General features: G+C 67.8%; 26 protein-coding genes and 1 pseudogene. 13 read left to right on the top strand and 14 right to left on the bottom strand.

All coding sequences use genetic code 11. The features are described from left to right. Positions 1 to 17: 17 nt before the first annotated feature. Together ACYVLP_RS15205 and ACYVLP_RS15200 are read right to left on the bottom strand one after the other, a co-directional pair. Positions 18 to 482: a hypothetical protein gene (locus ACYVLP_RS15205; protein WP_460628183.1), complete on the bottom strand. Its 465-nt coding sequence runs from the start codon at positions 480 to 482 to the stop codon at positions 18 to 20. Continuing rightward, a complete protein-coding gene (locus ACYVLP_RS15200) occupies positions 475 to 1134 on the bottom strand; it encodes a hypothetical protein (RefSeq protein WP_460628182.1) in 660 nt (219 codons plus the stop codon). Before ACYVLP_RS15200 ends, ACYVLP_RS15205 begins: the two co-directional genes overlap by 8 nt. A gap of 82 nt (positions 1135 to 1216) precedes the next feature. Between ACYVLP_RS15200 and ACYVLP_RS15195 the strand changes: the two genes are divergently transcribed. The 3 genes from ACYVLP_RS15195 to ACYVLP_RS15185 all read left to right on the top strand — a co-directional run bounded on the left by ACYVLP_RS15195 (position 1217) and on the right by ACYVLP_RS15185 (position 3006). Next, on the top strand, positions 1217 to 1675 hold the full coding sequence (locus tag ACYVLP_RS15195; protein ID WP_460628181.1) for a MarR family winged helix-turn-helix transcriptional regulator: 459 nt from the start codon (positions 1217 to 1219) through the stop codon (positions 1673 to 1675). Positions 1676 to 1882: 207 nt separating this feature from the next. Beyond that, positions 1883 to 2359, top strand: coding sequence for an Hcp family type VI secretion system effector (locus ACYVLP_RS15190; protein WP_460628180.1), 477 nt, complete (start codon positions 1883 to 1885; stop codon positions 2357 to 2359). Between the two features lie 176 nt (positions 2360 to 2535). Then, positions 2536 to 3006, top strand: a complete 471-nt coding sequence (locus ACYVLP_RS15185) for a UPF0158 family protein (RefSeq protein ID WP_460628179.1) — start codon at positions 2536 to 2538, stop codon at positions 3004 to 3006. Positions 3007 to 3094: 88 nt separating this feature from the next. On the opposite strand, the gene ACYVLP_RS15180 is transcribed toward ACYVLP_RS15185, so the two are convergent. Then, a complete protein-coding gene (locus ACYVLP_RS15180) occupies positions 3095 to 3916 on the bottom strand; it encodes a nuclease-related domain-containing protein (protein ID WP_460628178.1) in 822 nt (273 codons plus the stop codon). Between the two features lie 201 nt (positions 3917 to 4117). Between ACYVLP_RS15180 and ACYVLP_RS15175 the strand changes: the two genes are divergently transcribed. Further along, positions 4118 to 4483, top strand: a complete 366-nt coding sequence (locus tag ACYVLP_RS15175; protein ID WP_460628177.1) for a YciI family protein — start codon at positions 4118 to 4120, stop codon at positions 4481 to 4483. A 157-nt stretch (positions 4484 to 4640) separates the two neighbouring features. Here ACYVLP_RS15175 and istB read toward each other — a convergent pair. From istB to ACYVLP_RS15145, 6 genes and pseudogenes are all read right to left on the bottom strand, one after another. Continuing rightward, positions 4641 to 5399 (bottom strand): annotated as a pseudogene (gene istB, locus ACYVLP_RS15170) (IS21-like element helper ATPase IstB). 319 nt (positions 5400 to 5718) lie between these two features. After that, positions 5719 to 5952 (bottom strand): hypothetical protein, encoded by a 234-nt coding sequence (locus ACYVLP_RS15165; RefSeq protein WP_460628176.1) that lies wholly within the window; start codon positions 5950 to 5952, stop codon positions 5719 to 5721. 85 nt (positions 5953 to 6037) lie between these two features. Continuing rightward, positions 6038 to 6871, bottom strand: a complete 834-nt coding sequence (locus ACYVLP_RS15160) for an alpha/beta fold hydrolase (protein WP_460628175.1) — start codon at positions 6869 to 6871, stop codon at positions 6038 to 6040. Between the two features lie 27 nt (positions 6872 to 6898). Next, positions 6899 to 7321, bottom strand: coding sequence for a DoxX family protein (locus ACYVLP_RS15155; protein ID WP_203851602.1), 423 nt, complete (start codon positions 7319 to 7321; stop codon positions 6899 to 6901). Between the two features lie 104 nt (positions 7322 to 7425). Continuing rightward, positions 7426 to 7632, bottom strand: a complete 207-nt coding sequence (locus ACYVLP_RS15150; RefSeq protein WP_460628174.1) for a hypothetical protein — start codon at positions 7630 to 7632, stop codon at positions 7426 to 7428. Between the two features lie 51 nt (positions 7633 to 7683). Further along, positions 7684 to 8277 carry a PadR family transcriptional regulator gene (locus ACYVLP_RS15145; protein ID WP_460628173.1) on the bottom strand — a complete coding sequence of 198 codons (594 nt, stop codon included), beginning with the start codon at positions 8275 to 8277 and terminating at the stop codon, positions 7684 to 7686. Positions 8278 to 8933: 656 nt separating this feature from the next. Between ACYVLP_RS15145 and ACYVLP_RS15140 the strand changes: the two genes are divergently transcribed. Next, the gene (locus tag ACYVLP_RS15140; protein ID WP_460628172.1) at positions 8934 to 9530 is read left to right on the top strand and encodes an LLM class flavin-dependent oxidoreductase; all 597 of its coding nucleotides are present in this window, start codon (positions 8934 to 8936) and stop codon (positions 9528 to 9530) included. A 138-nt stretch (positions 9531 to 9668) separates the two neighbouring features. Here ACYVLP_RS15140 and ACYVLP_RS15135 read toward each other — a convergent pair whose 3' ends face one another. The 3 genes from ACYVLP_RS15135 to ACYVLP_RS15125 all read right to left on the bottom strand — a co-directional run bounded on the left by ACYVLP_RS15135 (position 9669) and on the right by ACYVLP_RS15125 (position 14407). Next, complete coding sequence (locus tag ACYVLP_RS15135) at positions 9669 to 10739, bottom strand: aminotransferase class V-fold PLP-dependent enzyme (RefSeq protein ID WP_460628307.1); 1071 nt, start codon at positions 10737 to 10739, stop codon at positions 9669 to 9671. 314 nt (positions 10740 to 11053) lie between these two features. Then, the gene (locus ACYVLP_RS15130) at positions 11054 to 13909 is read right to left on the bottom strand and encodes an AAA family ATPase (RefSeq protein ID WP_460628171.1); all 2856 of its coding nucleotides are present in this window, start codon (positions 13907 to 13909) and stop codon (positions 11054 to 11056) included. Positions 13910 to 13999: 90 nt separating this feature from the next. Continuing rightward, on the bottom strand, positions 14000 to 14407 hold the full coding sequence (locus tag ACYVLP_RS15125) for a hypothetical protein (RefSeq protein ID WP_460628170.1): 408 nt from the start codon (positions 14405 to 14407) through the stop codon (positions 14000 to 14002). A 265-nt stretch (positions 14408 to 14672) separates the two neighbouring features. On the opposite strand from ACYVLP_RS15125, the gene ACYVLP_RS15120 reads away from it, so the two are divergent. From ACYVLP_RS15120 to ACYVLP_RS15105, 4 genes are all read left to right on the top strand, one after another. Beyond that, on the top strand, positions 14673 to 14948 hold the full coding sequence (locus ACYVLP_RS15120) for a hypothetical protein (protein ID WP_460628169.1): 276 nt from the start codon (positions 14673 to 14675) through the stop codon (positions 14946 to 14948). A gap of 131 nt (positions 14949 to 15079) precedes the next feature. Beyond that, entirely contained in the window at positions 15080 to 15658 is a 579-nt protein-coding gene (locus ACYVLP_RS15115; protein ID WP_460628168.1) for an ArsR/SmtB family transcription factor, read from the top strand. Further along, entirely contained in the window at positions 15655 to 16446 is a 792-nt protein-coding gene (locus ACYVLP_RS15110) for an SRPBCC family protein (protein ID WP_460628167.1), read from the top strand. Before ACYVLP_RS15115 ends, ACYVLP_RS15110 begins: the two co-directional genes overlap by 4 nt. Before the next feature lie 209 nt (positions 16447 to 16655). After that, positions 16656 to 17225, top strand: a complete 570-nt coding sequence (locus ACYVLP_RS15105; RefSeq protein WP_460628166.1) for a dihydrofolate reductase family protein — start codon at positions 16656 to 16658, stop codon at positions 17223 to 17225. A gap of 230 nt (positions 17226 to 17455) precedes the next feature. Here ACYVLP_RS15105 and ACYVLP_RS15100 read toward each other — a convergent pair whose 3' ends face one another. Then, positions 17456 to 20323 (bottom strand): helix-turn-helix transcriptional regulator, encoded by a 2868-nt coding sequence (locus ACYVLP_RS15100; RefSeq protein WP_460628165.1) that lies wholly within the window; start codon positions 20321 to 20323, stop codon positions 17456 to 17458. Between the two features lie 334 nt (positions 20324 to 20657). Here ACYVLP_RS15100 and ACYVLP_RS15095 point away from each other — a divergent pair, with 334 nt between their 5' ends. Continuing rightward, a complete protein-coding gene (locus ACYVLP_RS15095; RefSeq protein ID WP_460628164.1) occupies positions 20658 to 21812 on the top strand; it encodes a TRAP transporter substrate-binding protein in 1155 nt (384 codons plus the stop codon). 252 nt (positions 21813 to 22064) lie between these two features. Further along, positions 22065 to 22526: an alternative ribosome rescue aminoacyl-tRNA hydrolase ArfB gene (arfB, locus tag ACYVLP_RS15090; RefSeq protein ID WP_460628163.1), complete on the top strand. Its 462-nt coding sequence runs from the start codon at positions 22065 to 22067 to the stop codon at positions 22524 to 22526. A 96-nt stretch (positions 22527 to 22622) separates the two neighbouring features. Here the strand turns inward: arfB and ACYVLP_RS15085 are convergent, their stop codons facing one another. Further along, positions 22623 to 23843, bottom strand: coding sequence for a helix-turn-helix domain-containing protein (locus tag ACYVLP_RS15085; RefSeq protein WP_460628162.1), 1221 nt, complete (start codon positions 23841 to 23843; stop codon positions 22623 to 22625). Positions 23844 to 23929: 86 nt separating this feature from the next. On the opposite strand from ACYVLP_RS15085, the gene ACYVLP_RS15080 reads away from it, so the two are divergent. Then, positions 23930 to 25060 carry a ferredoxin reductase gene (locus ACYVLP_RS15080; RefSeq protein WP_460628161.1) on the top strand — a complete coding sequence of 377 codons (1131 nt, stop codon included), beginning with the start codon at positions 23930 to 23932 and terminating at the stop codon, positions 25058 to 25060. 42 nt (positions 25061 to 25102) lie between these two features. After that, on the top strand, positions 25103 to 26263 hold the full coding sequence (locus tag ACYVLP_RS15075) for a fatty acid desaturase family protein (protein WP_460628160.1): 1161 nt from the start codon (positions 25103 to 25105) through the stop codon (positions 26261 to 26263). Positions 26264 to 26436: the final 173 nt, after the last annotated feature.

The raw sequence follows: 26436 nt of genomic DNA, 5'->3' as shown, positions 1-26436 counted from the left end.
CTGGTCGCGGACGGCGGTCACCGTCGCGGGCTGAGCCGGATCACGCGGGCTCCGCCGAGCCACGCCTGTCGGAGATCGTCATGGTCCGGTGCTCCGTCTTTGCCGAGGCGGATGCGGTTGAACTTGGCGAACGCGGGGTTCGCTCGTGCCATGTGGGCGTAGCCCTGGACGACCTCGGGCTCGGCCGTGTCGACCTGGACGTCGGCCGAGCGCAGCCTGCCCTTGAGGCGGAGCTGGATTGGCTCACCGCTGCGTAGGTTCCGCCCCCAACCGAATGGGGTGCCGATCAGCAGGTCGTCCCCGTCGAGCAGGTAGGCGACCGGAATGGCGTAGCGCCGCTTGGACTTCCTGCCGATCACGTACAGCGTGACGAGCCGGGTGCCGACGAGCCGCGCGATGCCCGGGGTGGCCAGCAGGGCACGAACGAGCCCGTTGGCGAATCGTTGTCCCGGCAGCGACCGGGCCCGCGATGCGTCAGTCATCGGCCCGGGTGGTGACGCCGGCGACACTGGGAAGTCGCGTGTCGTGCGAGGACGTCGGGACCAGGCGCTGGACGCTCTCGGGCATGGGTCCGATGGTGAAGACCCGGACGAGCTCATCGACGGTGACCGCCGCGAACGACGCCACCGCCGGCACCTCATCAGGTATCGCGATGACATGAGGCCCGGCCGAAAACGAGTCGTCACAGACCGTTATCGATGTGCTCGTCGGCTCAGGTGGCGTGAACGAGGTCGCCCACCATGCCTCGACGGTGACGTGGGCGGGCGCCTCGAGCGTGACCCGCAGCGTGCGTTCGACATCGTCGTACGCGAACCCGGCGGTCAGGTCACCCGAGGCGACCGACCGGACCTGGGCAGCGATCACGCCCGCGATACCGGCCAGGCCCTGCAGGAACACCACCTCGGGGTTGAGCTTGCGGACCTGCTCACGCAGGTGCTGCTTGGTCGGTGCTGGGACCATCCCCCCGAAGACCAGGACATCGAGACTGGTGACGTCGTAGTCGGCGAGGACTCGGTCGAACTGGTTGGTCGCGTTGGCCGCGTACCCCCGGTCCCGCAGTCGTTCGACGACCTCGACCAGGACCTTCGGGCTGCGGCCGACGACGAGCACACGCTCCGGTCGTGGATCGTTCATGTCAACTCCTCGTTGGACATCAATGTTGGTACGGCCAACATATCGATTGTTGGTGCCACCCACAACCCGGTAGGGTTGGCGCATGCCCCGACCCGCCCACGTCGGCCCTGACCCGGCGCGGCTGGCGACCCGTGCGACCTGGCTCGTCAGCCGGCTGCACGCCCGCGCGTTCGGCCTTTTGAGCGCCGGTTTCGAGGCACATGAAAGCGGCCTTCGTGGCTACCACTACCGACTTCTCGCCGCGCTCGAGGAACGGGGACCCACGAGCCAGGCCGACCTGGGCCGCAGCACCGGCATCGACCGCAGCGACGTCACGAACGCCCTGAACGATCTCGAGTCGCGCGGTCTCGTCGCCCGCGCGGTCGACCCAACGCACCGACGGCGCAACATCGTCACCATCACCACGGACGGCACAGCGGTCCTCGCCGACCTGGACATCGTCGTCGATGAGGTCCAGCGAGCCTTCCTGGCTCCGCTGACCACTGCCCAGCAGCGGCAACTGCTGAGCCTGATGACGCAGCTGCTCACGGAGCGCCCGTGACGGCCACGAAATGACGTGCGCGTCGCATGACTTCCAAGACCTACAAGGCCTGCCACTCCTGCACCCATCGAGGCCGGCGTTCGGCTATGGCTTGGGGGGCCAGCGGCCCGAGGCTGCGTGAGCTGACCGAGGTTGACACAGTCGACCGACAGGACGACCTTGGGATAGGTCGCCAACGCAGCCCACGGGTAGGAGCGTGTTGTGGCAATGTCGATGTTCGCCCGTCTTGGCGCGATCAAGGGTGAGTCGCGTGATGCCAAACATAAGGACGAGATCGACGTTCTGTCGTGGTCGTGGGGCGTGTCCCAGTCGGGCACCGCGGGGCATGGAGGCGGCGGCGGGTCAGGCAAGGCGAGTTTCGACGACTTCAACTTCACCCATCACGTTGACAAGGCCTCGCCCCTCCTGATGAAGGCATGCGCCACGGGTGAGCACATTAGAGACGCGACGATCACGGTCCGCAAAGCGGGCCAAGGCCAGCAGGAGTACCTCGTCATCAAGATGACTGACGTCCTTGTGACCAGAGTTTCCACCAGCGCTAGTGCTGAGGGAGATGACACGGTAGAGGCCGTCGTGCTCACGTTCGCGAGGGTCGACCTGGAGTACAAGCCGCAGAGGCCGGATGGCTCTCTGGACGTTGGGGTCCATTTCAAGTACGACCTGAAGGCGCAGAAAGAGGGCTAAGCGTCCCGGCCCAGCGCCACGCAGCGGTCACCTGCGCATTCCAGGTGCGGTCTGGGGTGCTGAACAAATGGACCGGCGGATTACAGCTTCATGGCCCGAGTACCAGGGAGCGTGACCCACCGCCGGGCAGGCGTCGTCAATGGCCGAAGCCTGGCCTCGGGTTCTACGCTGATGGGGTGCTCGACCTGGACCGCATCGACGTTGAGGGGATCGCCACGGCGCTGATGGACCAGTCAGACTTCGAGCATCGATGGCTGTTCGATCCGGCCACGGGCGAAGTGGTCTTTTGGACCACCGACACGGGGATCGACGGTGAGAACCCTGTTGCGCTCGAGGACTTGGACCTCATCCTTATCGAGCCGCTCCCGTCTTACGTCGGGTATCAGGACATGGTCGACTTCGCCGACGGCATCAGTGACCGCGCCACCGGCCTGCGCCTGAGCGCGTTGCTGGAGGGAAAGGGGGCATTCCGGCGCTTCAAGAACGAGGTGTACGGCCACCACCCCGAGCTGATCTCCGCCTGGCATGCCATGCGCGATGCCAGGGCTCGAGTCCGGGTAGTCGAGTGGCTGGTCGACCAGGGGCTGGTCGAGGAAGCCGACGCTCAACGGTTCATCAGGAACAATCGGGATCCGGACCTGCCCTGAAGCTACCTTCACCATCGCCCTGTTTTAGGCCCCCCTGCTGCGCGGCCATGGGTGCGTCGTAAAGCCGCGCGTCCCTCTCGACGGTTCGTCAGGCGGCAGGTAGTGCGTGGGCCAGGCGTCGGTGAACCTCGGCGAGCGCTTCGCCGCTGAGGGATCCTCCTGCGCGGAGCTTGGGATAGAGCAGCTTGGGCCACAACGCCTGCACGCTGCGGGTGGTAAAAGCCCCGCCAACCAGCGGCCAGTCAGCTTCCACGAAACAGAGAATGCCCTGGACAGGAACTGTGTCGTGGAGAACGCCGCGGACGACATCGACCTGTTTGAGGACCCCGTCGACGAGTTTGGTGCAGTCGCGCGATCCGACGAGCAAGCGCTCCACGCGGGGACGGATCAGTCCGCCTTCTGTCTTCAGGTGGGGACGGCCCTTGTACTTCTTCGCATCGATGACGTAGACGCCGCTTTGCGTTACCGCTAGGTGGTCGATGTTCGCCCTGCTGCCCGGGATCCGTCGGTCATGTAGCAGCCGGAGCGTGTCGGAGGCGAGCTGGTTCAGCTGCCTGCCGAGCTTCTCCTCGCCACGCGCGCCGACGTCCCAGGCCTTGGTGGACTGCTGCTGGTCGGTGACCGCCAGGATGAACCCGCCTAGTCTGGGGTGGTTGGCGCGGATGCGCTGCTCCCGACCGGTCTTCCGTCGTTCGAACTCGCGACGGGCTGACGCTCCCGCCGTGCCGGGCTCGATCAGATCCACCGAGGGTTGTTCGTCGCTCGAGCGGGGTTCATGTGCCACGCACCTGACGGTTCTGGTGCTCCGGTCGTAGATCGCCTCGGCCTTGGCAGGCAGTGCCAGCCCACATACCCGGCACGTGCCGGCATAGCGCAAGCGCATACGTTTCTCGGCCGGATCGAGTTCCACGCGCACACCGTACGAGGAAATGCTCGCCGCTGAAGAGGTTTCGACGTGCGTCTATCCGCCGGTGGCTGGGCATGCGGGCGTTACCGGAGCTGCCGATGGGAGTGTGGCTGCTCACCTCGCACGGGTGATCGGTGGCGAGGTATCGTGCGCGGTCAGACTTCGGCCACTTTGAGAAACCCAGGCGCCCCGGGAGGCGAGTTCATGGCTCTGTTTGCTGCTCTCATCTATGCCAGCGACTCTGCTCACGAGCCTGGCCAGAGTGCGGACACCTCTGTTGACATCGCTACGTGCGACTCCCACGCAGAGGAGCTGGCCTCCTCAGCTGCCATGACGGCGGCCTGGGCGTTCACTCCGCGGTCCATGGCCAGGAGCGTGAGGGCAATGGGGGTGACGGAGGGCCCGTTCATCCAGGGGCCTGACCTCGTCGCGGGTGTGTATCTTCTCGAAGCTCCCGATCTGGAGTCGGCCCTTGCGTCGGCCGCGAGCAACCCCGTGGTGCGTCAAGGCGGCGGGGTCGAGATCCGACCCGTGCACAGCGGAGGCCTTGTCACGTCCGACGAAGATTGAGCCGACGCCGCCCACGCCCATCCGCCGCGACGCGTTCGCGCGGGTGGCTGCGGAGGTTTCGTCCGACACCGCTTGTTGGCGAGTTCTGACACCGCCGGGCACGTGTCGGTGCCGCGGATGTTGGTTTGCGTGACACCGCTTCCGCGCTCGACGGGTGTCAGGTTGTCCACTGCTTTGTGGCTTGGGCCAGACGGTAGGAGTCGGTGCCGGTCTCGAGGATGGTGCCGCCGAAGGTGAGCCGGTCGACGATGGCTGCGCATAGCCGGGGGTCGGTGAAGGTCTTGGTCCAGCCGCCGAACGACTCATTGGAAGCGATCGCGACCGAGGCCTTCTCCTCACGCTCGGTGAGGACCTGGAAGAGGAGTTCCGCGCCGCGGCGGTCGAGTTGCATGTAGCCGAATTCGTCGATGCACAGCAGGTCGACCCGGCCGTAGCGGGCGATGGTCTTCGCCAGCGTCATCTCGTCGGCGGCCTCGACGAGCTCGTTGGCAAGCTGGGTCGCTCAGGTGTACTTGACCCGGTAGCCGGCCATGGCGGCCTCGGTGCCGAGTGCGATCAGCAGATGGGACTTGCCGGTGCCGGAGTCCCCGATCAGACACAGCGGCTGTCCCTTCTGGACCCATTCGCACTTGGCGAGGGTGTGGATCACGGCGGGATCGATGTTGGGGTTGGCATCGAAGTCGAAGGCCCGCAGGGACTTCTCGCGGGGGAACTTGGCGGCCTTGATCCGGCGTTCGGACCGGCGTCGGGCGCTATCGTCGCACTCGGCAAGCAATAGTTCGGCGAGGAACCCGCGGTAAGACATCTGCTCACGCCCTGCCCGGTCGGCGTAGTCGGTGAAGGAGTTGCGGATGGTGGGCATTCGCAGCATCCGGCACGCTTGGTCGATCGCGGCGTCGGCTGCTTCTTCGGTCATTCCACGGCGCTTGGTGGTCACGGTGCGGCTCCTTCGTTCGGGGTGTCACGTCGGCTGGCCAACAGCTGGTCGTACTTCTCCACGCTCGGCAGCGGCCGCTGTCACGGTTCGGAAGCCGACGCCGTGCTTGCGCTGCAGCGCGCGGTTGGACATCCCAGATCGGGCATCCCGTCGGATCGCCGCGTACAGGTCGACCCGGGAACGCGGCTGCGTCATCGGTGGCACTCCTGACGTGAGCACGCCGTGGGCACGACTTTCGGCACCCGGCCACCGCCCGGGAACGGTGACCGCATGCGACCACAGCCCGGACTCACTGGCCCTACCGAGGTGCCTGCTCATGTGCTGCGCAGGGCTTCGGTGGGCGGTACTGAGTCGGCCCGGAGTGCGGGGTACGACCGACGACGGAGCCGATGAGCAGCGAGTAGGCCAGGTCGAGTCCCACTGAAGCCCAGGTCAGTACGACGGCCCGGCCTTGCGTGGTGACGAAGACGTTGGTGACGAGCACGCCCTGGATCAGGCCTGTGATGCCGCCGACGACATCAAACCTCGACACCACCTGTCCGCCCCGTGTCCCTGGCGCGACGAAGATCTGCTTGCGCGGTGCCTAATCGGTCTTCCCGCAACACCTCGCGGGCCCCTCAGTGTTCGCTGCTGAAGAACCGTAGCAACAGCGGGCCGACGATCTGTGGGTCGACGACGTGATCCGGCCCCTCGAGGGTCTCCCGTTGAGCGTGGGGTAGGAGGTCTGCAAGCTCGTCGGCTGCGCGGTCGAAGAAGTCCGAGGGCAGGCCTGCCATGTAGGGGACCGTGATCGGTCCTCCGGTGGTGACCAGGACCGGTTGGGTGACCGTTGCCAGTCGATCGGCCGGCAACTGGTAGCGGTTGAGGAAGAGGCTGTCGTGGACCAGCGTGGGCGCGAGGGCGACCGAATCCGCCCAATGCGCCGTCTGCTTGCCTGCCGCTTTCCTGGCCGCGATGTTGTCGTCGGAGGCGCCGGTCATGCGCATGAACAGTTCGAGAACCTCCTCGTCTCGCCCGGCGTCGAAGGCGCGTCGGGTGTCCGCGACGTACTCCTCGAATCGCGGGCGTATGTCGTCCCCGACCGCGTACGGCACCTCCCACACGGCGATCGTGTCGATGGCGGCCCCGGCCGCGGCAACTTCCAGCGCCAGAGCGCCACCAGAGGACGCCCCGAACAGGTGTGCCGAGCCGCCCGCCTCCGCGATCAACGCATCCAGGTCCTCGATCTCCCTTTCCACGGCGTAGGGCTCGGTGAAGCCGCTCGCGCCGCGTCCCCGACGGGCATAGTTGTAAACCGTGAAGTGCTCGGCGAGAGCAGGTATCAAGGGAGCGTTCTCGGCTCCGTCGTCCTGTGCGCCGCCTACCAGGACGACAGCCGGGCCGCTTCCCTTCCGGTCGTAGGCGATGGTGGTGCCATCGTTTGATGTCACGCGAAAGGCCATCTCGTTCATCTCACATCTCCGTTCGAGAGGTTTGTCTCAGCGCCTGAGCAGCGTGCCGACGACGGCCTCGGTGCGCGACCACCGCGCCCTTGCGATCACGGCCGCCACGACGAGAAGGGCGAGCGGCAGCCAAGGGCTCTGCTCGAGCACGAACTGATCGGTGATGACAGCACCGGTCAGCAATGCCGCCAACCCCAGACTGGCCAGGCCCGCCAGAGCCGGGATCAGAAGTCCAACCCCTCCCGCGACCTCCAGCGCTCCGACCAGGTACCGGAGCCACTGGCCAGCCCCGATGTCGGCGAACATGTCCACCATGACCGGGTCGCCGGCGAGCTTCGAGATTCCGCCGCCGGCGATTATCGCCGCCAGCACGACTTGCAGAATCCAGACCCCGATGCTGCTCGCCCGCCCGGGCGTGTGCGCAACGGTTTCCGAGTTGTTCTTGGCGATGGTGCTCATTCGGCTCTCCTTGTCGTGTCCGGGGCCTGGTACCGGTGATGGCGTTGTCCGAGTGGGCCGGGTTGTCGGAGTTGATTTCGACCAAGTGCTCGCGGTAGCGGCATCTACTTCTTGTTGCGGTAGAGGACCATGGTGATGGGACCGAAGACCGCGACGAGAAGTACGGACGAGACGAGCACCCAGCCGATTTCCCGGCGGGTACCAAGCCGTCCATCAGCCCGCCGTACCACGGTCGCCAGGTGGGTGATCGGGTTGACCTCGACGACCGCCTGCGTCCACCCGGGAATCGTCTTCGGGTTGAGGCTAGTCAAGTTTGATTACTTGGCCAGAGTACAGAGGAGGTAGCGTCTAGTCAAGTTTGATTAGAAGCGCATCTTGAGGTGATCGGGGACCGTTCGCCACGAACCCGGATCATCGGCCATGGTGTAGGCGCCCTCAGACAGTCGTTTGCTCAGGCTCTTCGCCCACTCCAGTTCGGTGCGTGCCTGTCCCGCCCACAGTTCGGCCTGATCGCGGACGTGCTCGGGGGCGTCCCTATTGGGGTGCTCCCGCCACTTGGCCTGCTCTACGAGCTCCGCTTCCAGGCGCGCGACCCGCTCGTTAACCTGCGCGATGGCATCTGTCCTGGTCAGCATGGGCAACATGGCGATGGACGCATTGAGCATGTCCGGGTCGTGGGTGCGCCGCAGACCGTCGCGGACCAGTTCGACCATCTCGTCACGTCCCCGAGCTGTCGCGCGGTACAGAACGCGCTCCGGCCCGGAGTTGCCCCGCTCGGCGTGTTCGGTGAGGAGGCCATCAGCCGCCGCCTTCTTCAGCGCGTGATAAATCGAGCCGGGCTTGATCTTGGCCCAACTCTCCGCACCCCAGCTCTGCAGTTCGGACCGCACCTGGTAGCCATGCGCGCCGCCGGAGAGGTGCACGATACCGAGTATCAGGAGCTTCGTCGCCGACATGCGCCCACCTCCACTCAATCTGCTCGGACTCGCTCCGCTTGCGCGCCCCCCAGGGTGGTGTCAACTCCCACCAACACTAGGGTGCCCTCCTGGTCCGGGTGGTGTCAGCACTGACCTACAAACGGTGCTGGTGGAGACCTCCAAAGCCACGCGGGCGTACCGGTGCGTCATAGTGCTGCGAGTCGACCAGCCTCACGATGGTTGCCGTCCACGACCGAGTCCAGCAGCTGAAGGGACCCTCGTGTGCTGTGGCAGGACGCAGCCCCGCGCTCCACGCGGCGACCCTCCTCGCGGCACTCCAAGGCGGCCCGCTGCTGTGCCAGACTTGCACGGACGTCTCTGCGCTGGAGCTCTATCGCATCGGCGCCATCGAGCATCTGCGCAGGGTCGCTGATTGGCGGAGGGTTTACCACCGTTCATCTGAGGTGTCCGGAGGGAAAGCGTGAAAATGCGTTCGGCACTGTTTCTGCCCATCTTTGACGATCTTTCTGATCCACGCGTCCTCGTCCGGATGGCTGTAGCTGCCGAGGACGCGGGTTGGGATGGTGTGTTCTTGTGGGATCACATCCGATTGCGGGAGCCCATACGAGCCGCGGCCGACCCGTGGATTGCATTGTCGGCGATGGCCAGCGACGTCGCGAATCCGAATTGGGCCGATGGTGACGCCGTTGGCTCGCCGGCGGCCGGTCAAGGTGGCGCGCGAGACAGCATCGCTGGACGTCCTCAGTGGGGGACGACTGACCCTTGGGGTTGGCATCGGCAGTGACGAGTTCGGGCAGGAGTACTCGATCACAGGTGAGGATGTAGACGACCGGACGCGGGCGGAGAAACTCGACGAGTCGCTGCTGATCCTCGAAGCGGCCTGGTCGGGTGAGGAGGTGCGGCATCGCGGCCGCCATTACACCGTCGACGGGATGCGATTCTTGCCCCGACCGGTGCAACGGCCCGGAGTTCCGGTCTGGGTCGGCGGTTACCGGGGCAAGGTCAAGCCGCTGCGCCGTGCAGCTCGCTATCAGGGCTACTTCCCGATCGGTGTCGACAGCCCCGATCAAGTCGCCGAAGCTGCCGCTCAGCTCGCTGAACTACGCCGCCAAAGCGCGGTTTCCAACGGCCCGTGCGATGTAGCGATTTCGTTGGCGCCCGACGAAGACCCGGCCGCGTATGCCGCTGCTGGGGCCACGTGGCGTTTGACCAGCTTTCCAGAGACTGTGACGGCCGATCGTGTGTGGGGCGTTCTTCGCGAAGGTCCATGAGGTCTGGTGATGGGACCCCGCACCCATCGAGGCGGCTGTGCGGCCTATGCGACCAACGGAGTTCGCCGGTGCGCGCGTCGCTCGAACCGTTATCCCGGTTGAAGCGCAACGTTTGGTCCACGGCCGGCCAACGTGATGTCAGTTTCCTAGGTGTGCCTCGAGCCGCTCGACCGTGCCGTCGACGTCAGTGAGCTTGTCCAGGCCAAAAAGCCCCACACGGAAGGTGGAGAAGTCGTCCCCTTCGCCACACATCAGCGGCACGCCGGCAGCCACCTGGATGCCACGTTGCTTGAACCTTGCGCCGCTGCGGATCTCAGGATCGTCGGTGAAGGCCACCACGACGCTGGGAGCGGCGAAACCCTCGGCCGCGACCGAGGGATATCCGAGCTGCGAGAGCAGCTTACGGACCCGGGTGCCGAGTGAGACCTGAGCCCGGCGCAGCTTGTCGAGCCCGGCGGCGCGGGTCTCGAGCATCAATGCGGCGTTATGCGCGAGCGTGTCGGTCGGCATCGTCGCGTGGTACGGCGTCTGCCCCTGGAGATAGGCCTCGCTGATCGTCAACCACTTCTGCAGGTCAACGCCGAAACTGGTCGAGGTCGTCGACATGACCTGCGCCCGGCCGGCCTCACCGAGCATCACGTAACCTGCGCATGGTGAGCCACTCCATCCCTTCTGCGGCGCGCTGAGCAATACGTCGACACCGAGCTCGGTCATGTCCACCCACAGCGCCCCCGACGCGATGCAGTCCAGGACAAAGAGCCCACCCGCTGCATGCGCCGACGCTGCGATGGCGCGGATGTAGTCATCCGGCAGGACCATTCCTGCCGCCGTCTCCACATGTGCCGCGAAGACGACCTCAGCGCGGGTCCGCTCGATCGCCTCGACCACCTCAGCAACCGGCGGCGGCGCCCACGGAGCAAGACGCTCATCGGACACTGGGTGGGCCCGGCAGACGGTCGTCTCATTCGTCACCGACCCGACCTCGAGGATCTGCGACCAGCGGTACGAGAACAGACCGTTGCGCACGACCAGGCATCGCCGCCCCGTCGCCAGTTGCCGAGCGACCGCCTCCATGGCGTACGTGCCGCCACCCGGGACGACCGCGACCGTCTCGGCACCGTAGGTCGAGCACAGGACGTCGACAATGTCCTGCATCACCCCGACAAACCGCTTGGACATGTGGTTCAAGGATCTGTCGGTAAAGACCACCGAATACTCGAGCAGCCCATCAGGATCCACGTCGCGGCGAGGAAGACTCACCCTCGCAGACTGCCACAGGTCGGGCCACGCTGCGGCGGCGACCGCGCGGCCTGCGGCCCGCCACCGTCACCTGGCGCGTTCACTCCGCGGTCCATGGGGTCTTCGTGGCCCCCGTATGCCGGCAAGCCTGCCCAGCGGCATAGCTGCCGTTCATGCAGGCAGCTGGGCTCGAGTCGGATCTGTACTGTCGGCGAGTGCCATCGAGGCCGCAGGCGTTAGGCCGAGGGGTGGGCGTGTACCGGCGGGTCGTGCGGCCGGCTGGCTTATGCCTTGCTAGTCCTTCGGGACATCGCAGCGGCTTCGCCGCGGTTGGCCGCACCGAGCTTGGCGAGGATGTTACTGACGTGCAGGGCGGTCGTTCTCTCGCTGATGAACAGGGTGCGGGCGATGGCGCGGTTGGTGGCGCCCTGGGCGAGCAGTTCGAGCACGTCGCGCTCCCGGGCGGTGAGGCGATCCAGTGGACCAGCTTCGTCATGCGCGCTAAGGGGCAGCGGGACCCGATGCCGGCGCGCCTCGGCTGAGGCCCGTTCCGCGAACCACCGCGCCCCCATGGACTCGGCGGAACGCCAGACCGCCACGAGATGCTCCTTGCCTGGGCCGCGCTCGCCGTGGCGTAGCTCCTCGAGCGACAGTTCGAGCTGGGGACGTAGGGCGAAGAAGGCACCGAAGCGTTCAGAGGCGCGGGCGGCTTCCGTCCATGCGCCGATGCCCGGACGCTTGTTGAGGCGCGCGGCATACGCGTTCGCCACAGCCAGCTGCAGGCCGAACATGGAGTCGTACCAGTCCGAGGTGAGTCCTCGTCTGGCTACCTCCATCGCTTCCGCGGCGGCGTCAGCCATCCCACGAGGGACCGCGTGCAAGGTCAGCGAGGCAGCCGAGAGGGCCTGCATCCCGCATCGTGCCTGAATCGCAGCCCGGACCGGCGACACCTCGACCTGGGCCAGCAGTCGGTGTGCGACCTGGAGCTGACGTGCGATGTCTCCGAACTGCTCGAACAACTCGACTTGCCGGAGCACATCTTCCGTGCCATGCATGGCTTGCCTGAAGTTCGCGGCGAGAGTCATCTCTTCGACGGCCAGGGCCGCCTGAAGGTCACCCTCGGCCATGAGCAGTTCCGCTTCCATCCACCGCCGACGGTTCTCGTCGTACCCAAGGCTTGTCAGCTCGTCGAGGCGTCGCCTTGCGTCGGGCAGTCGACCTTGCCAGATCAGGGCACCCAGCTCCTGCTCGCCGTTGAGGTTTGCCTGCCAGCTGAGACCCTCCCTGCGGGCAGCGGCCTCGCCCTTTCGCGCGAGGACGCACCCCTCGTCGGCCCGGCCAGCACATATGAGGTCCCATGCGAGGCCTGCCTGAGCTTGCAGCGCTCGACCGGGCGCGCCGGCGCTCGTGGCAAGCGCGATCACCTGCCGCAGGGACTCACGGGCGTCGGTGAGTCGCCCCAGGTCGTGCAGCGGCCAGCTGGCCAGCATGCGGTTGCCGTACTCCGCTCTGAGCGACCCGGCTCGCCGGGCCACGTCTGCGCCCGTCTCCGCCGCGGCGAGCCCGGGGCCGAACTCATGGCGATCGCACAGCCAGATTGCCTTCATGTGCCAGGCCTCGGCCAGCTCCTCGCTCGGTTGTCCTGCTGCCAGGGCGATTGCGCGATCGCTCGCGGTGGCGCTGTCGATGACTCCCGGCACTCCCGCCGAGTACCCGGCGACCGCCGTCAGCACGCGGCTTGCCGCCAGCGGGTCCGTCACGTCGTCCAGTCGGCTCATGGCGTGGCGCAGGAGTCGGTCCACTCGGCCCTCCTCGACAGTTGGCCCCCACAGCGAGTCTGCCGCGAGGGCGGCCACCTCGGCCTCGGCGAGACCGACGAGATCGACGGCATCAGCAACGCTGGACCACAGGTCGAGGGCCCATTCGAGGTGGTCGGCCGCTTCGGGTACGCCGTGTTGCCGGGCGGCCAAACCTGCTTTCACGTGAGCGACAAGGGCGGTGGCGGTGTCGGCGGCCGCAATCGCGTGCACGGCCAACGCGGCATTGGCCCGCCACCGCGCGGCAGCAGAACCCACCTCCGCGCGCTCGCGCAGGATGCCGACATAGGCCCGGTGCAGGGCGAGGCGTTCGCTGGGTAGAAGGCCGTCCTCCACAGCATCGCGCAGCAGCGCGTGCCGGAAACCGAACTGATCCCCAAGCCGCGCGAAGACATTTGCGGCAAGCGCCTCGCGAGTGAGGGTCTCGAACGTCGTCGTGTCCAGGCCGGACGCATCATGCAGCAGGTCTAGATCGATCAATGCGCCGCCGACGGCGGCGAGGCGCACTAGTGCGGCGGCTGGGGCAGACAGGCCCACGACGTGTCGCAGAAGCAGATCCTGCAGGGACGACGGCACCCTCTCACCCGGGGCGTTCATGATCTCCTCCGCATAGAGCGGGTTGCCCCCGGAGCGGGCGATGACCGTGTCGAGCTCCGCCGCCGAAAGCGGCCTCCCCAGCCGGTGGCGCCCAAGCTCGGCCAATGCGGCCGCCGGCATCGGATCCAGGGCCAGCCGGGTCGTTCCAGCAGACAGCGACAGCTCGGAGATCGCGGTCCGAGCCGGGTGCTCGGCAGTCAAGTCGTCCGAGCGGATGGTCACGACGAGCAACACGGCGGCGCGGCTGGTGCGGACCAGAGCGCCGATGTAGTCCCTCGTCGAGCGGTCGGACCAGTGAAGGTCCTCGATCACCATGACGATCCCCTGCTCCCGGGCCAGCGCGGCCGTGGTGCCCAGCAGTCGCTCGAGGGCGTTCCCGTCGGCGATCGCGTCAGACGAGAGCCACCCGGCAGCCGCAGGAACCAGGCCAGGAGTGCGGGAGCGCGACTCGACCACCTGACGCAACGCGGCCGCAACCGGCGCGAAGGGCGTGCCCGTAGCCAGGTCGAGGCAGTGGCCGACGCCGCCAGACAGCCCCATATCGACGGCTTGGTCGAGGATCGCTCGGGCCAGGGTCGTCTTGCCCACCCCCGCATCCCCGACGACGAGCAGCGCCTGGACCCTCGGCGGGACGCCGGGCGCGGACCGGCCCGGGACGGACCTGAGCAGAGCGTCGGCAAGGGCCAGCTCCGCTTCGCGGCCGATCAGCGGTACGGCACCGCTCATCCTCAGACCTCCCCACGGACGCCGCGCTGTGTCTGATCACCCAGCGTAGGGCGGCCGTGGGGTGGTGGACCGGGGTTCTGGCGACGAGCGTCACAGCACGCCAGACATCCCGATGTTGAGAATGAGGACGATGTCGTTGTGGATGCGCCGCTTCTCGGCGAGCGGCGCGCCCCGATATGCCTCGGTCAGCAGGGCGACGAGCGTCGTCGCTGGGTCGGTCTTGGGCATTTGGCAGTCCTGGATGTATCGCTCGGCCGCGGCGGCGGAACCCGCGCCGGACACCCGGTACGTCCGGTCGGCCCCGGTAGTGCTACCGGATTCGCCGGATGCCTGGGCCGTGACCTGGCACCGCCCGTCGCCTGTGTGGTCGCTGGTCGTGGGGCCCGAGTCGAGGCTCGAGACCGGGGGATCAGGCAGTGGCGGCATTGCGGACGCGCCTGCCGGGATGGCGAGACTGGTCATGGCGATCACCGTGATCGCGCTTGTGCGGAGGTTCATGGCGTGCTCCTGAATCGTGTCCGTCGGCTCACTGCCGACGCCTTCCACGTTCCGGTTGCACACCCAGGCGCCACATCGGGAGTACTTACAGTCTTGCCCCCGTGACTACCTATCCTCGGTGCTCCTTCCGACCCATCCCGACGACGGCATGGGTCGGACGGACGTCCTCCGCGCCATATGCGCGGACCTTCGGGTTCACTGACAGCCGCCTTCTGGCCCGGGACATCGATGTCCGCCAGTACGCGCTGAGCAGCGCGCCTACAAGATGGGGCTGGAGCACCTCGGCGTCGTGGCTTTCGACGCGTTCGTCGGGGCCTACAAGCCCGTCCTGACGGGACAGCAGTTCCAAGGCCCGAACAGCACACCGGACCCCGTCTACATCTTGTTCGAGGACTTCACTGACGTGAAGTTCTATCGACTGTCACTCAGAGCGTCCGTCGAGCTTGATGCCGGCCCGTTCGACGAGGGGTTCCATCACGTTGACGCCTGGGTGCCCCAGCGGCTCGTCACCGCGACCGGCCCGAACCCACTCTCGCGCTGAGCGATGACGGGAACGCCGCGCGACCTGCGGCAAGCGGTCCCGACACCGTTGCTCGCGGCACTCACCGGCATCTCGCCATTTGCGATTCAGACACCCTTGACAATATTTCTTGTCAATGCCACCTTGGGGTCATGCGGGACGTCGAGGTCATCGAGAGCGCGGAAGCGGCCGCCGCTGCCCTGGACCCAGTCCGGGCCCGGCTGCTCGCCGAGCTGGCCGTCCCGGCCTCGGCGGCCGGGCTGGCCTCCCGGGTCGGCATCGCGCGCCAGAAGATCAACTACCACCTCAAGGCACTGGAGGCGCACGGCCTCGTGCAGCTGGCCGAGGAGCGCCGCCACGGCGGCCTCACCGAGCGGGTGCTGCAGGCGTCGGCGGTGTCGTACATCGTGTCGCCGGCAGCCGTCACGGCCGCTGCGGCCGACCCCGATGCCAACGCCGACCACCTGTCGGCGGGGTACCTCGTCGCACTGGCCGCCCGCGTGGTCCGCGAGGTCGGCGCCTTGGCGCGCCGGGCCGGCGCCTCCGGCAAGCGCCTGCCGACGCTGACCATCGACACGCAGATCGGCTTCCGGTCGGCCGCCGATCGGGCGGCCTTCGCGGACGACCTGACCGCGGCGGTGCTCGACCTGGCCGCTCGCTACCACCACGACGACGGGCGCCTGCACCGGCTCGTCGTCGCCGCACACCCCCTTCCTGAGGAGATCACATGAGTACCACCCTGAACGTGCCGTACCGCCTGGAGTTCAGCGTCGAGGTTCCGGGCACTGCGGAGCAGGTCTGGCAGGCCATCGCCACCGCCAAGGGCATGAGCGCCTGGTTCACGCCGACCCAGATGGAGGAGCGCGAGGGCGGCTCGCTGCACTTCACCATGGGCCCCGAGATGGGCTCGGACGGCCAGGTCACCGGTTGGGATCCGCCGCGCCGCCTCGTCTACGAGGAGGACTGGGCCGCCCTCATGGGCAAGGACCCCGACGCGCTCAGCCCGCTGACATCCGAGTTCCTCGTCCAGGCGCAGTCCGGCGGCACCTGCATCGTTCATGTCACCAGCAGCGGCTTCGGGACCGGCGCCGCCTGGGAGAAGGAGTTCTGGGACGACTTGGCCCCTGGCTGGATGCCGTTCTTCGACAACCTGCGCCTCTACCTGACGCACTTCCCCGGCCAGGAGGCCACACAGTTCGAGGCCAGCGCCTCCCATCCCGGCGACGCGGACGCGCTCTGGTCGACGTTGCGCGACGAGCTCGGGCTCAGCGAGCAGGGCGCGACAGTCGAGATACGCGGCGCCACCGGCACGGTCGAGCGTGTCGGCGAGCGACAGACGCTGGTCCGGCTCACCTCGCCCGTGCCGGGCATGCTCAATGTCTTCACGTGGGGTGAGGGCGAGGGCCAAGCGACGGCGGGCGTCCGGGCGTACCTGTTCTCCGCCGACGCCGGGGACTACGTGCGGCGCGAGGAGCCGGCCTGGCGGAGCTGGCTGCAGGGACTCGCCGTCCGGGCGTGAGCTTCGAGCCCTGACAGTTCCTGCCATGCCGTGATCCGCGCCACAAGGAAAGTGAGTCCTTTCGCCGAGGACCTTGTGGCGTGCGCTCCGGCGCTGGGTTCTGCGAAGGAGGCCATCCCTAGCCCGGTCCGGGGTTTCTTGGAAGCGATCCTGGATGGCACTTGGACGGTCCGGTGAAAACGCGCTGCGCGCATCAAGGGAGCAACGATATGAGACCACTTCGATACTCGATCAACGTCACACTCGACGGCTGCTGCCATCACGAGGCAGGGCTACCGCCCGATGAGGAGTCGATGCGCTACTGGACCGCTGAGATGGAACGAGCCGATGCCCTGGTATTCGGCCGGGTGACCTACGAGATGATGGAGTCGGCGTGGCGGCGGCCGGCGACGGGGACGTGGCCTGACTGGATGGGTGAATGGGAGATCCCGTTCGCCGAGGCCATCGACCGGACGAAGAAGTACGTCGTGTCGAGCACGCTGAGCGGGGTCGACTGGAATGCCGAGCTGGTGCGAGGAGACTTGGGGGAAGCGGTTCAACGGCTCAAGCAAGAGCCAGGCGAGGGCCTTTACGTGGGTGGCGTGACGCTCCCCCTGGCGTTGGCAGATCTGGGACTGATCGACGAGTACGCGTTCCTGGTGCAGCCGGTCCTTGCCGGACACGGGCCGACGTTGCTAGCTGGTCTGCGCGAGCGCATTCAGCTCGAGCTCGTGGAGCGCCATGAGTTCCGGTCGGGGGCGGTCGCCCTGCGATACCGGCCCGCGCGAGCAACGGCTTGACGGATGTGTCCTGGCACGGTGGCCGCTGCCTCGCGACGGAACGACAGTTCTCGCGCCTGCGAGTTAGCAAAGGCGATACCGATTCGGCCCGATCGACCCTGCCAGGCCCAAGACACACCACCGCCCCGTCCCGGTTCAACGGCGCTCCGGCCTCTCAGAAAGGATCCGTACGAGTAATAAGCGTCGCCGGCCTCGGCAAAGGATCCCAAACGACTTCCGCTCCTCACTGGCTACGCATTGCCAGTTATTCGAGCCATCGCTGCGGCCTCGCCACGGTTGGCCACGCCGAGCTTGGCGAGGATGTTGCTGACGTGGAGCGCGGTCGTCCTCTCGCTGATGAAGAGAGTGCCTGCGATGGAGCGGTTCGTAGCGCCCTGCGCGAGAAGCCTCAGTACGTCGCGCTCGCGTGGCGTCAGGCGGTCGAGTGGGCTCGCGCTCTGCTGCGCGCTCACCGGAAGCGGGACCCGGTGCCGGCGGGCTTCGGCGGCTGCCTGTTGCGCGAACCAGCGCGCGCCAATGGCCTCGGCTGCCCGCCACACTGCCAGGAGACTCTCTTTGCCCGCGTCGCGCTCACCCTGGCGCAGCTGCTCCCCCGCGTGTTCTAGCTGCGGGCGAAGGGCGAAGTAGGTGCCTAACCGCGTTGAGACGTCGACGGCCCGCGACCACTCGCTAACGGCAGATCGCCCCTCGTGACGTGCGGCATACGCTTCGGCCATTGCGAGGTAAGCGCAGTATTGGGATTCGGCCCAGTCTTCGGTAAGGCCAGCACGTGCGACGGCAAGGGCCGTGCCTGAAGCCTCCGCTAACCCAACGGGGGCTCCCAGTCCGGCAGCCCGTGCAGCACAGAGCGCTTGCAGCCCGCAGCGGGCCCGAACGGCCGCACGCACGGGCGACTGCGTGTCCACGCTCTCCAACAACAGCTTGGCGGCTTCGAGCTCACGTGCCACGTTCCCGAGTTGCTCAAAGAGCTCGACCCTCCGCATCGTGTCCGACGGGGCGAATAGGTGTGGAGCGTAGTTCTCCTCGATGGTCAGTTCTTCCGTCGCCAACGCCGACTCGAGATCGCCCACGGCCATCAGGACCTCCACTTCGCGCCAGCGCCTCCGGCGCTCTGGATAACCGCTCTCGGCGACGAGCTCAAGGCGTGCCCCCGCCTCGGCAAAGTGCCCCTGCCAGATCAGGGCCGTCAGCTCTTGCTCCACGTTGAAGTTAGCTGAGAGGACAAGGCCTTCAAGGAGTGCGTCGCCCTCGGCCTGTTGTGCCAGGGCACGAGCTTCGCTCAGGCGGCCTGCGCTGATCAGCTCGCCGGCCAGGAGCGCTCGTGCATTCAGCGCGGCTCCAGGGGCCGCAGCCTGCTCGGCGACCGCAACTGCTGCCTTCATGGCTGCGCGGGCCGCTGGGAGCCGACCGAGCTGATGTAAAGCTTGCGCAGCTGATATTTGGGCTTCGTACTGGGCCAGAAGCGAGTCGGTCTCGCGAGCGATGGCGATGCCACTCGCCGCCGCGTCAAGGGCTTGGGTGTACTCGAGGTGACGAAGGTGCATCACGGCCTTGGCACCCCACGCCTCGGCCAGCTCGCGACCGGGCTTTCCCGAGGCGAGCGCGATGGCCCGGTCTGCGACCGCCCAGGTGTCCACGTCCCCGTCGCGGTCGATCCAGTCCAAGACAACGATCGTCAACACTCGACTGGCGGCCAGCGGGTCGGTCACATGCTCTAGCCGGTCGATGGCATGGCGCAGGAGCCGACGGATGCGCTCGACCTGACCGCTTCGCACCAGCGCCTCTGCCGCTACCGCGGACGTCTCTGCGTCGGAGATGCCCGCGAGGTCGGCGGCCCTAGGCACGCGCGGCCACAGGGCGAGCGCCGACTCGAGGTGGTCGGCCGCCTCGGGCACCCCATGCTGCTTGGCGGCCAAGCCGGCCTTGACATGAGAGACAAGGGCGGTAGGGATGTCGTTGGCTGCAAGGGCGTGCTCGGCGAGAGCCGCGTTGGCCCGCCACCGCGCGGCAGCAGATCCCACTTCCGCACGCTCTCGTAGGACGCCGACGTAGGCCCCGTGCAGGGCGACGCGTTCGCTCGGTAGAAGGCCGTCCTCGATCGCATCGCGAAGCAGCGCATGCCGGAACCCGAACTGATCCCCGTGCCGGGTGAAGACGTGGGCCCCAAGCGCCTCGCGGGCCAGCGTCTCGAACGTGGTCGTGTCCAAGCCCGATGCGTCGTGCAGCAGATCGAGATCAATGACAACGCCGCCTGCAGAGGCGAGGCGCACCAGCGCAGCCGCCGGGGGCGACAGGCCCACCACGTGTCGAAGCAGCAGGTCCTGCAGTGACGTCGGCACCCGTTCATCAGGGGCCGTCATGATCTCCTCCGCGTAGAGCGGGTTGCCACCCGAGCGGGTCACGATGGCGTCGAGCTCGTCCGCGGAGAGCGGCCGACCCAGCCGTCGGTGCCCGAGCTCGGCAATCGCGCCCACCGAGAGGGGCTGCACGGTCAGCCGGGTCGCTCCAGACAGTGACAGGTCGGAGATGGCTTGCCGCGCAGGGTGCTCTGCTGTGAGGTCGTCCGAGCGGGTGGTGACGACCAGCAGCACGGGAGCTCGGCTGGTGCGCACTGCAGATAGGACGTAGTCCCTCGTCGAGCGGTCGGACCAGTGCAGGTCCTCGATCAGCATGACGACGGGCTGCTCACGAGCGAGCGCTGCGGTGGTGCCCAGCAGTCGCTCCAGCGCGTTCCCGTCGACGATCACGTCGTTGGCGATCACGTCGGATGAGAGCCACCGCGCTGCCGGAGGAACCAGGACTGCGGCGTTGGACCGCGAGTCGACCACCTGACGCAACGCCTGGATCACCGGCGCGAACGGAGTGCCCGTGGCCACATCAAGGCAGTGGCCGACACCGACGGTAAGCCCCATCCGTTCGGCGTGGTCGAGGATCGCTCGGGCCAGGGTCGTCTTGCCCACCCCTGCATCCCCGATGACGAGCAACGTCTGGGCCTGCGGCGCGACGCCCGGTGCCGGACCGCTCGCGACCACCCTGAGCAGTCGGTCGGCCATGGCCAGCTCCGGTTCGCGGCCGATCAGCGGCTCGCCACCGCTCATCCTCCGACCTCCCCACGGACGCCGCGCTGTGTCTGATCACACAGCGTAGGCGGGCGTGGGCCGGCGGTCCGAGGTTCGGGCCATGACGGCTACGAGCCGAGCCGTTGACGCAGCCGCGAAGTACGCCCCACGCGGTCGGCGGGTGGCCGGTGCCGAGAACAGGTAGTCACGCGGGGCAGCACTGTCAGAACGACCGATGTGTTGTCGGGGGATGCAACCCCAACGTGAAGGGGTCGGCAGCGAGCCGACGGACACGATTCAGGAGCACACCATGAACCTTCGCACCACCCGCGCTGCCGCTTACGCCGCCTCAGGACGGATGCGGGGTGCCACAATGACGCGCCACGTCAGGATCGTTGCGACAGCCGCGGCGATGGCTTTCGCGTTCGGGGCGTGCACCTCCGAGGACGGGGCGGATGCGAGTGTCGGCGCACATCCGATCACGCTCCGGCTGGGCACGCCTTATCCCAAGGATGCAGCCTCGAGTGACGCCGCTGAGTTCTTCGCGGCCAGCGTGGCCCGCGGGACCAACGGGGCCGTGCAGGTCAACATCGTCTGGGACGCCGCGAACGAGGTGTCGCCTCACGCACACCCTGCCTGGGACCACACGGTCATCACACAGCTCAGCGAGGGCAGGATCGACCTCGCGCTCGTCCCGGCGGGCGCTTTCGACGAGGTCGGGGAGGCCGCCTTCCGGGTGCTGCAAGCGCCGTTCCTGATCCAGTCCGACGCCGCAGCGGAAGCGGTGGCCCGGAGCGACGCGGCCTTGGCGATGCTCGCGCGCCTGTCGACCTCGGGTCTGCTCGGGATGGTGCTCATCCCTGAGGGCCCGAGCCACATTGCGAGCTTCGGCCAGCCGCTGCTCAGGCCTGGAGATTTTCGGGGGGTGAGGACGCGAGCACGCTTGTCTGACTCAGTCTTCGAGACGCTGAGCACCATCGGCTTGCTTCCCACGGCCGTCACCGCCGAGGACTTCGCTGAAGGCGTGTCGACAGGTGAGATCGGTGCCGTGGATGTGTCGTTCGCGGACTACCAGGCGCTGCCCGGTGCTGTGGTCTACACGGGCAACGTGACGCCGTATACCCGGTTCGACGTGCTTGCGGCGCGAGACGCGTCGCTGGAGAAGCTGAGCCCCGAACAACGCGCGCTGCTCCTGACGGTGGCTCACGACACTCTCGACCGCTCGATCGCGATCAGGCACGGCGATGCCGCAGCCGCCGACGCGTACTGCAGGCACGGCGGGGCCATCGTGCTCGCACCGCAGTCAACACTGTGGGCGTTCGAGCTGGTGTCGCAGCCGATCATCGAACAGCTCGAACGTGACCCCAGCACGGGTCCAGCGCTCGTCGCGATTCGCAGGATCGTCATGGCATCCGCCGTCAGCGCCCCGGTAACGGGCTGCATCCCCGCGTCGCCAGGTGCGCCGGTGACCTTCGACACCACCCCATCGGTTTCCGAGCCAGTTACGAGGAACCGCGCTTGGCACTAGAACGACTGCGACCCGAGAAGTGCCTGCCACGATGACTTCGTGTGGCGGCCACTCTGGCGCTGGGTTACGCGAAGGAGGCCAAGTCGATACTCCGCCTAGCTGGGAACGGCCCGCGACGGGCCGGAAATGAAACGTAGCCCCATCACTGCTTGTCGGCCGCGTGAGGTGTCGGATGCTGGTCCAACGGACACCTGTATCGAGCGCGTCCCGCCTATACGGGCGAGGGATGCCGCCATCCACCAGACTGTGGTCATGAGCGACCCGGGCCGTGACCTCGTCGTCGCGCCCGGTCCCGGGTTGCGCCGTGGTCTCGCCATCCCGGCGTCCGAGCTCGTCGAACGCTTCAGCCGCTCGGCCGGGCCCGGGGGCCAGGGCGTCAACACGACCGACAGCCGCGTCGAGCTACTCTTCGAACCCGGCACATCCGCGGCCCTCACCGAGGCCCAGCGCGAGCGGCTGGCGGCGGCCTGGGCCGGGCGGCTTGTCGCAGGCCGAATCTCGGTCGTCGCCTCGGAGCACCGCTCCCAGCTGCGCAACCGCGCGGCGGCACGAGAGCGCCTCACTGCGCTCCTGCGCGAGGGGCTCGCCCCTCCCCCCGCATCCCGCCGTGCGACGACGCCGAGCCGGGGGTCCCAACAGCGCCGGATCGAGGCGAAGAAGAGACGCTCCGAGGTCAAGGCGACGCGACGCACCGTCAGGCGCGATCGAGACTGAGAGAGGCGGCCTCGCCGTCACCGTCGCGGGCAACGGCTACTCTCCGGCGACGTTGGTCCTCGGTGCCTATCCGCCGCTGTCGATCGCGGCGACCCGTCAGGTACCAGGCAGCGCGAGGACGAGCGCTCGCACCAAGGCTGGGTCCCCGAGGGTGTCGCCGAACAGCTCACGCAGCTGACCCATCCGGTAGCGCACGGTCTGGGGGTGCACGTGCAGCTCGGCGGCGACCTCGTCACGGCGTCCCTGGTGCAGGAGCCAAGAAAGCAGCGTCGCGGACAGTCGGTCCCGCGTCGCCGGCGGCAGCTCGGCGAGGGGCGCCAGGACCTGAGCCCGAAGATCGGCCAGGGCGTCCGGGTCGGCCGTGATGACGAGGTCGGCCAGGTGCTGCTCGCTGTCGATCGGGATGCCGCCGTGTGACCTTTCACCCAGCGCCATCGTGCGGATCGCCCGGTCGTAGGAGGACCAAGCGTCAACCCACCGACGGGGCGGACCGACGACAGCGTGGCGGCCACCGAGCACGCGCAGCAGGTGACGGCGCCCGGGTCCGTCGGCGTCGGGAACCAGCAGCAGCGTGAGCGGATGGTCGGGGTCGATGTCCTCGATCCCCTGCAGATCCTCCCCGACCTGCAGCGTGTCGGCTCCGAGCGATGCCTGCGCACGACGGGCTTCGGCTGCCGGCAGTAGCACGGCGGTCAGCGAGGTCGGTGGAGTCCACTCGGCTCGAGCGGCGGCGGCGGCGAGCACGTCGGCGTCGGCTCTGGCGAGCAGATGCTGCCCCAGACGCTCGCGGTAGCGGTCGCGCACTCGGCCGCTCGTGGTCAGCTCGTCGCTGTGACCTGCCACGCTGGCAGCGGACAGCTCGTCGATGTAGGCGAAGAGCAGTTCGGCGAACTTCGCCATCGTCGTCGCGGGCAGTCGGGCCTCGGCGGCCGCCCGGGCGAGCTCGCGCCACGACACGCGGGCCCCCACCCGGTATGCCGCGAGGAGGCTGTCCACGGACCGTCCTCCGCGCGCCTCGCCCCTTCCCAGCGCGTAGGCGCCCTCGCGAGTAGGGCCCAGAGGGGTGCTCGGATCGACGTCGCTGCCCCCGGCCGCGAGCTTGAGGAAACCGGCGATGGCCATCTGCACAGCCCTCTCGATCGTGTCGCCCGTCGAGCCCCCCAAAGCGCCCCGGTAGTCGGGGACCTCGTTGACCACGGCCGCCACCGTCGTCGTCGCGATGGCGGGGAGCCGCTCGCGCAGCACGCGAAGCACCGCATGGTCCAACTGCAGTGCGGCGGCCCCGCGGAACGCGGGACTGCTGCCCTCTGGAGCCATGAACTATCTCCTCCGAACAAGAGTTCCCGGGCGCCTCACGCCTTCCGGTCAGGATATTACTCCCTTGTGTCAGTCATGCTGGAGATATGAGCCTGACCGCACCCTCGACCCGAGCCGCCCGTCCGTCGCTGCGTCGACGTTTCGTCCAGCTGGCCGAGCGGGCGACCTCGCCGTTGCTGCCGGCCGACTACCTCGACCTCTTCGACCCGCTGCGAGCCGGCGCCGACCTGCGCGGCCGTATCGTCGAAGTCCATCCCGAGACCGCCGACGCCGCCACGATCGTGATCCGTCCCGGCGCGGACTGGGCCGGCCACGTGCCTGGCCAGTACGTGCGCATCGGCGTCGACGTGAACGGCGTCCGTCAGTGGCGGGCCTACTCGCTGACCCACGGCCCTCGTCCCGACGGCCAGATCTCGATCACCGTCAAGGCTGTCCCGGACGGCCTCGTCAGCACGCATCTCGTCCGCGAGGCCAGGCCAGGCACCCTCGTGCACCTCGAGCAGGCCCAGGGCGAGTTCGTGCTGCCGACCGACGGCGGCCAGTTCCTCTTCGTCACCGCCGGGTCGGGCGTCACACCAGTCATCGGCATGCTGCGCAACCTCTTCCCGGTCGCGGACTCCGGCGTCGTGCGCCTGGCCCGCGCGGCGGCATACGACATCGTCGTCGTGCACGTGGCGCCGAGCGAGCCCGACTCGATCTTCATCGACAACCTCCGGGCGCTGGACGCGGCCGGCCTCATCCGGCTCGTCGCGCGCTACGACGATGTCCACGGCGTACTCGACGTCGACCACCTGGACGACCTCGTCCCCGACCTGCGCCAGCGCCAGACGCTCGCGTGCGGGCCGGGAGGCCTGCTCGACGCCCTCCAGCAACACCACGACGCACGTGGGCTGCCGCTGCTGACCGAGCAGTTCCGCGCGACCACGCTGGTAGTGGGCGAGGGGGGCACGGTCGACTTCTCCCGCTCGGGCACCACCGTCGATGCGGATGGTGGCACGCCCATCCTGGATGCGGCCGAGGCCGCCGGGGTCCTCATGCCGTCGGGCTGCCGCATGGGCATCTGCTTCGGCTGCGTGCTGCCGCTGCGCGAAGGGGCCGTCCGCGACCTGCGCACCGGGGCCGTCACGACAGCCACCCCCGGCGAGACCGAAGGACGCGGCGTGCCGATCCAGACCTGCATCTCGGCAGCCGCCGGCGCCTGCGTCATCGACCACTGACCAGACTCACAGAGCAACCGACCCCAGACCAGAGGAGTCATCATGACCGTCCTGCAGAAGAAGGCCCACAACCCGATCGGCCACCTCACGCCCGAGGACATCGAGCAGATCGGTGTCGAGCTCGACGCCATCCGGCAGTCGGTGATCGACACCCGCGGAGCCGACGACGCGGCCTACATCCGCAAAGTCATCAACGCGCAGCGCAAGCTCGAGCTCGCCAGCCGGGCGGTCCTGCTCGTGTCGATGTTCCCGCCCGCGTGGTTTGTCGGCACAGCCGGCCTCGCCGTCGCCAAGATCATCGAGAACATGGAGATCGGGCACAACGTCCTGCACGGCCAGTGGGACTGGATGCGTGACCCCAAGATCCACTCCACGACGTGGGAGTGGGACAACGCCAGCCCCGCGGAGCAGTGGAAGCACTCACACAACGAGCTGCACCACACCTACACGAACGTGATCGGCAAGGACAACGACCTCGGCTACGGCATCATGCGCGTCGACGAGGACCAGCGCTGGGTGCCGCTCTACGCGGCCCAGCCGCTGTGGAACTTCGTCAACGCCTGCTTCTTCGAGTACGGCATCGCGGCCTACGACCTCGAGCTCGGCAAGAACCTCGCGACCAAGGAGCGCCGCCAGGACCCGGAGTTCCGCGCTCGCGCCAAGGTCACCCTGAGGAAGATCCGCAACCAGATGACTAAGGACTACGTCATCCACCCGCTGCTGTCCGGCCCGTCGTTTCTCAGCACACTCGGCGCCAACGCGACGGCCAACGTCATCCGCAACCTCTGGACCCACTCCGTCATCATGTGCGGCCACTTCCCCGAGGGCGTCGAGACTTTCGAGCGCAAGTCGATCGTCGGTGAAACCCGCGGGGAGTGGTATGTGCGCCAGATGCTCGGCTCGGCGAACATCAGCGGCAGCAAGGCCATGCACTTCATGACGGGCAACCTCAGCTTCCAGATCGAGCACCACCTCTTCCCCGACCTGCCGAGCAACCGCTACCAGCAGATCGCGCCGCAGGTGCAAGCCCTCTTCCAGAAGTACGGCCTCAGCTACACGACGGGCCCGCTCTATCGCCAGGTCGCGTCGGCATGGAAGAAGGTATTCCGCCTCTCGTTGCCCAACGACTTCTACCGTCGCGGCAAAGCTGCCGTCTCGACCATCGGCGCCGCCAGGCCGGTCGCCGAGAACATCGCCGCCTGAACCGCGCGCGCAGCTGCCTTTCGGTCACCCCGTCCTGAAGGCGATGAGGGTTGTCATCCACTGCCCGCCGCTGGTCCCGGTGGCGGTGTGGGCCCCCGCCGTGGGAGCCGCGCGGTAGGCGGTCGCGAGGTGGTCGGTGGACAGGTTGAGTGTCGCCAACGCGCTCCACCCCG

The sequence above is a fragment of the Intrasporangium mesophilum genome, from assembly GCF_054783095.1.
The sequence above is the reverse complement of the archived record's forward strand: the minus strand, read 5'-3'. Positions and strand labels throughout refer to the sequence as shown.

What these genes read in the sequence shown, in the direction of transcription:
- ACYVLP_RS15205 (WP_460628183.1), bottom strand. Translation starts at nt 482, where the DNA reads ATGACTGACGCATCGCGGGCCCGGTCGCTGCCGGGACAACGATTCGCC.
- ACYVLP_RS15200 (WP_460628182.1), bottom strand. Translation starts at nt 1,134, where the DNA reads ATGAACGATCCACGACCGGAGCGTGTGCTCGTCGTCGGCCGCAGCCCG.
- ACYVLP_RS15195 (WP_460628181.1), top strand. Translation starts at nt 1,217, where the DNA reads ATGCCCCGACCCGCCCACGTCGGCCCTGACCCGGCGCGGCTGGCGACC.
- ACYVLP_RS15190 (WP_460628180.1), top strand. Translation starts at nt 1,883, where the DNA reads ATGTCGATGTTCGCCCGTCTTGGCGCGATCAAGGGTGAGTCGCGTGAT.
- ACYVLP_RS15175 (WP_460628177.1), top strand. Translation starts at nt 4,118, where the DNA reads ATGGCTCTGTTTGCTGCTCTCATCTATGCCAGCGACTCTGCTCACGAG.
- ACYVLP_RS15160 (WP_460628175.1), bottom strand. Translation starts at nt 6,871, where the DNA reads ATGAACGAGATGGCCTTTCGCGTGACATCAAACGATGGCACCACCATC.
- ACYVLP_RS15155 (WP_203851602.1), bottom strand. Translation starts at nt 7,321, where the DNA reads ATGAGCACCATCGCCAAGAACAACTCGGAAACCGTTGCGCACACGCCC.
- ACYVLP_RS15145 (WP_460628173.1), bottom strand. Translation starts at nt 8,277, where the DNA reads ATGTCGGCGACGAAGCTCCTGATACTCGGTATCGTGCACCTCTCCGGC.
- ACYVLP_RS15140 (WP_460628172.1), top strand. Translation starts at nt 8,934, where the DNA reads ATGGTGACGCCGTTGGCTCGCCGGCGGCCGGTCAAGGTGGCGCGCGAG.
- ACYVLP_RS15130 (WP_460628171.1), bottom strand. Translation starts at nt 13,909, where the DNA reads ATGAGCGGTGCCGTACCGCTGATCGGCCGCGAAGCGGAGCTGGCCCTT.
- ACYVLP_RS15125 (WP_460628170.1), bottom strand. Translation starts at nt 14,407, where the DNA reads ATGAACCTCCGCACAAGCGCGATCACGGTGATCGCCATGACCAGTCTC.
- ACYVLP_RS15120 (WP_460628169.1), top strand. Translation starts at nt 14,673, where the DNA reads ATGGGGCTGGAGCACCTCGGCGTCGTGGCTTTCGACGCGTTCGTCGGG.
- ACYVLP_RS15115 (WP_460628168.1), top strand. Translation starts at nt 15,080, where the DNA reads ATGCGGGACGTCGAGGTCATCGAGAGCGCGGAAGCGGCCGCCGCTGCC.
- ACYVLP_RS15110 (WP_460628167.1), top strand. Translation starts at nt 15,655, where the DNA reads ATGAGTACCACCCTGAACGTGCCGTACCGCCTGGAGTTCAGCGTCGAG.
- ACYVLP_RS15105 (WP_460628166.1), top strand. Translation starts at nt 16,656, where the DNA reads ATGAGACCACTTCGATACTCGATCAACGTCACACTCGACGGCTGCTGC.
- ACYVLP_RS15100 (WP_460628165.1), bottom strand. Translation starts at nt 20,323, where the DNA reads ATGAGCGGTGGCGAGCCGCTGATCGGCCGCGAACCGGAGCTGGCCATG.
- ACYVLP_RS15095 (WP_460628164.1), top strand. Translation starts at nt 20,658, where the DNA reads ATGACGCGCCACGTCAGGATCGTTGCGACAGCCGCGGCGATGGCTTTC.
- arfB (WP_460628163.1), top strand. Translation starts at nt 22,065, where the DNA reads ATGAGCGACCCGGGCCGTGACCTCGTCGTCGCGCCCGGTCCCGGGTTG.
- ACYVLP_RS15085 (WP_460628162.1), bottom strand. Translation starts at nt 23,843, where the DNA reads ATGGCTCCAGAGGGCAGCAGTCCCGCGTTCCGCGGGGCCGCCGCACTG.
- ACYVLP_RS15080 (WP_460628161.1), top strand. Translation starts at nt 23,930, where the DNA reads ATGAGCCTGACCGCACCCTCGACCCGAGCCGCCCGTCCGTCGCTGCGT.
- ACYVLP_RS15075 (WP_460628160.1), top strand. Translation starts at nt 25,103, where the DNA reads ATGACCGTCCTGCAGAAGAAGGCCCACAACCCGATCGGCCACCTCACG.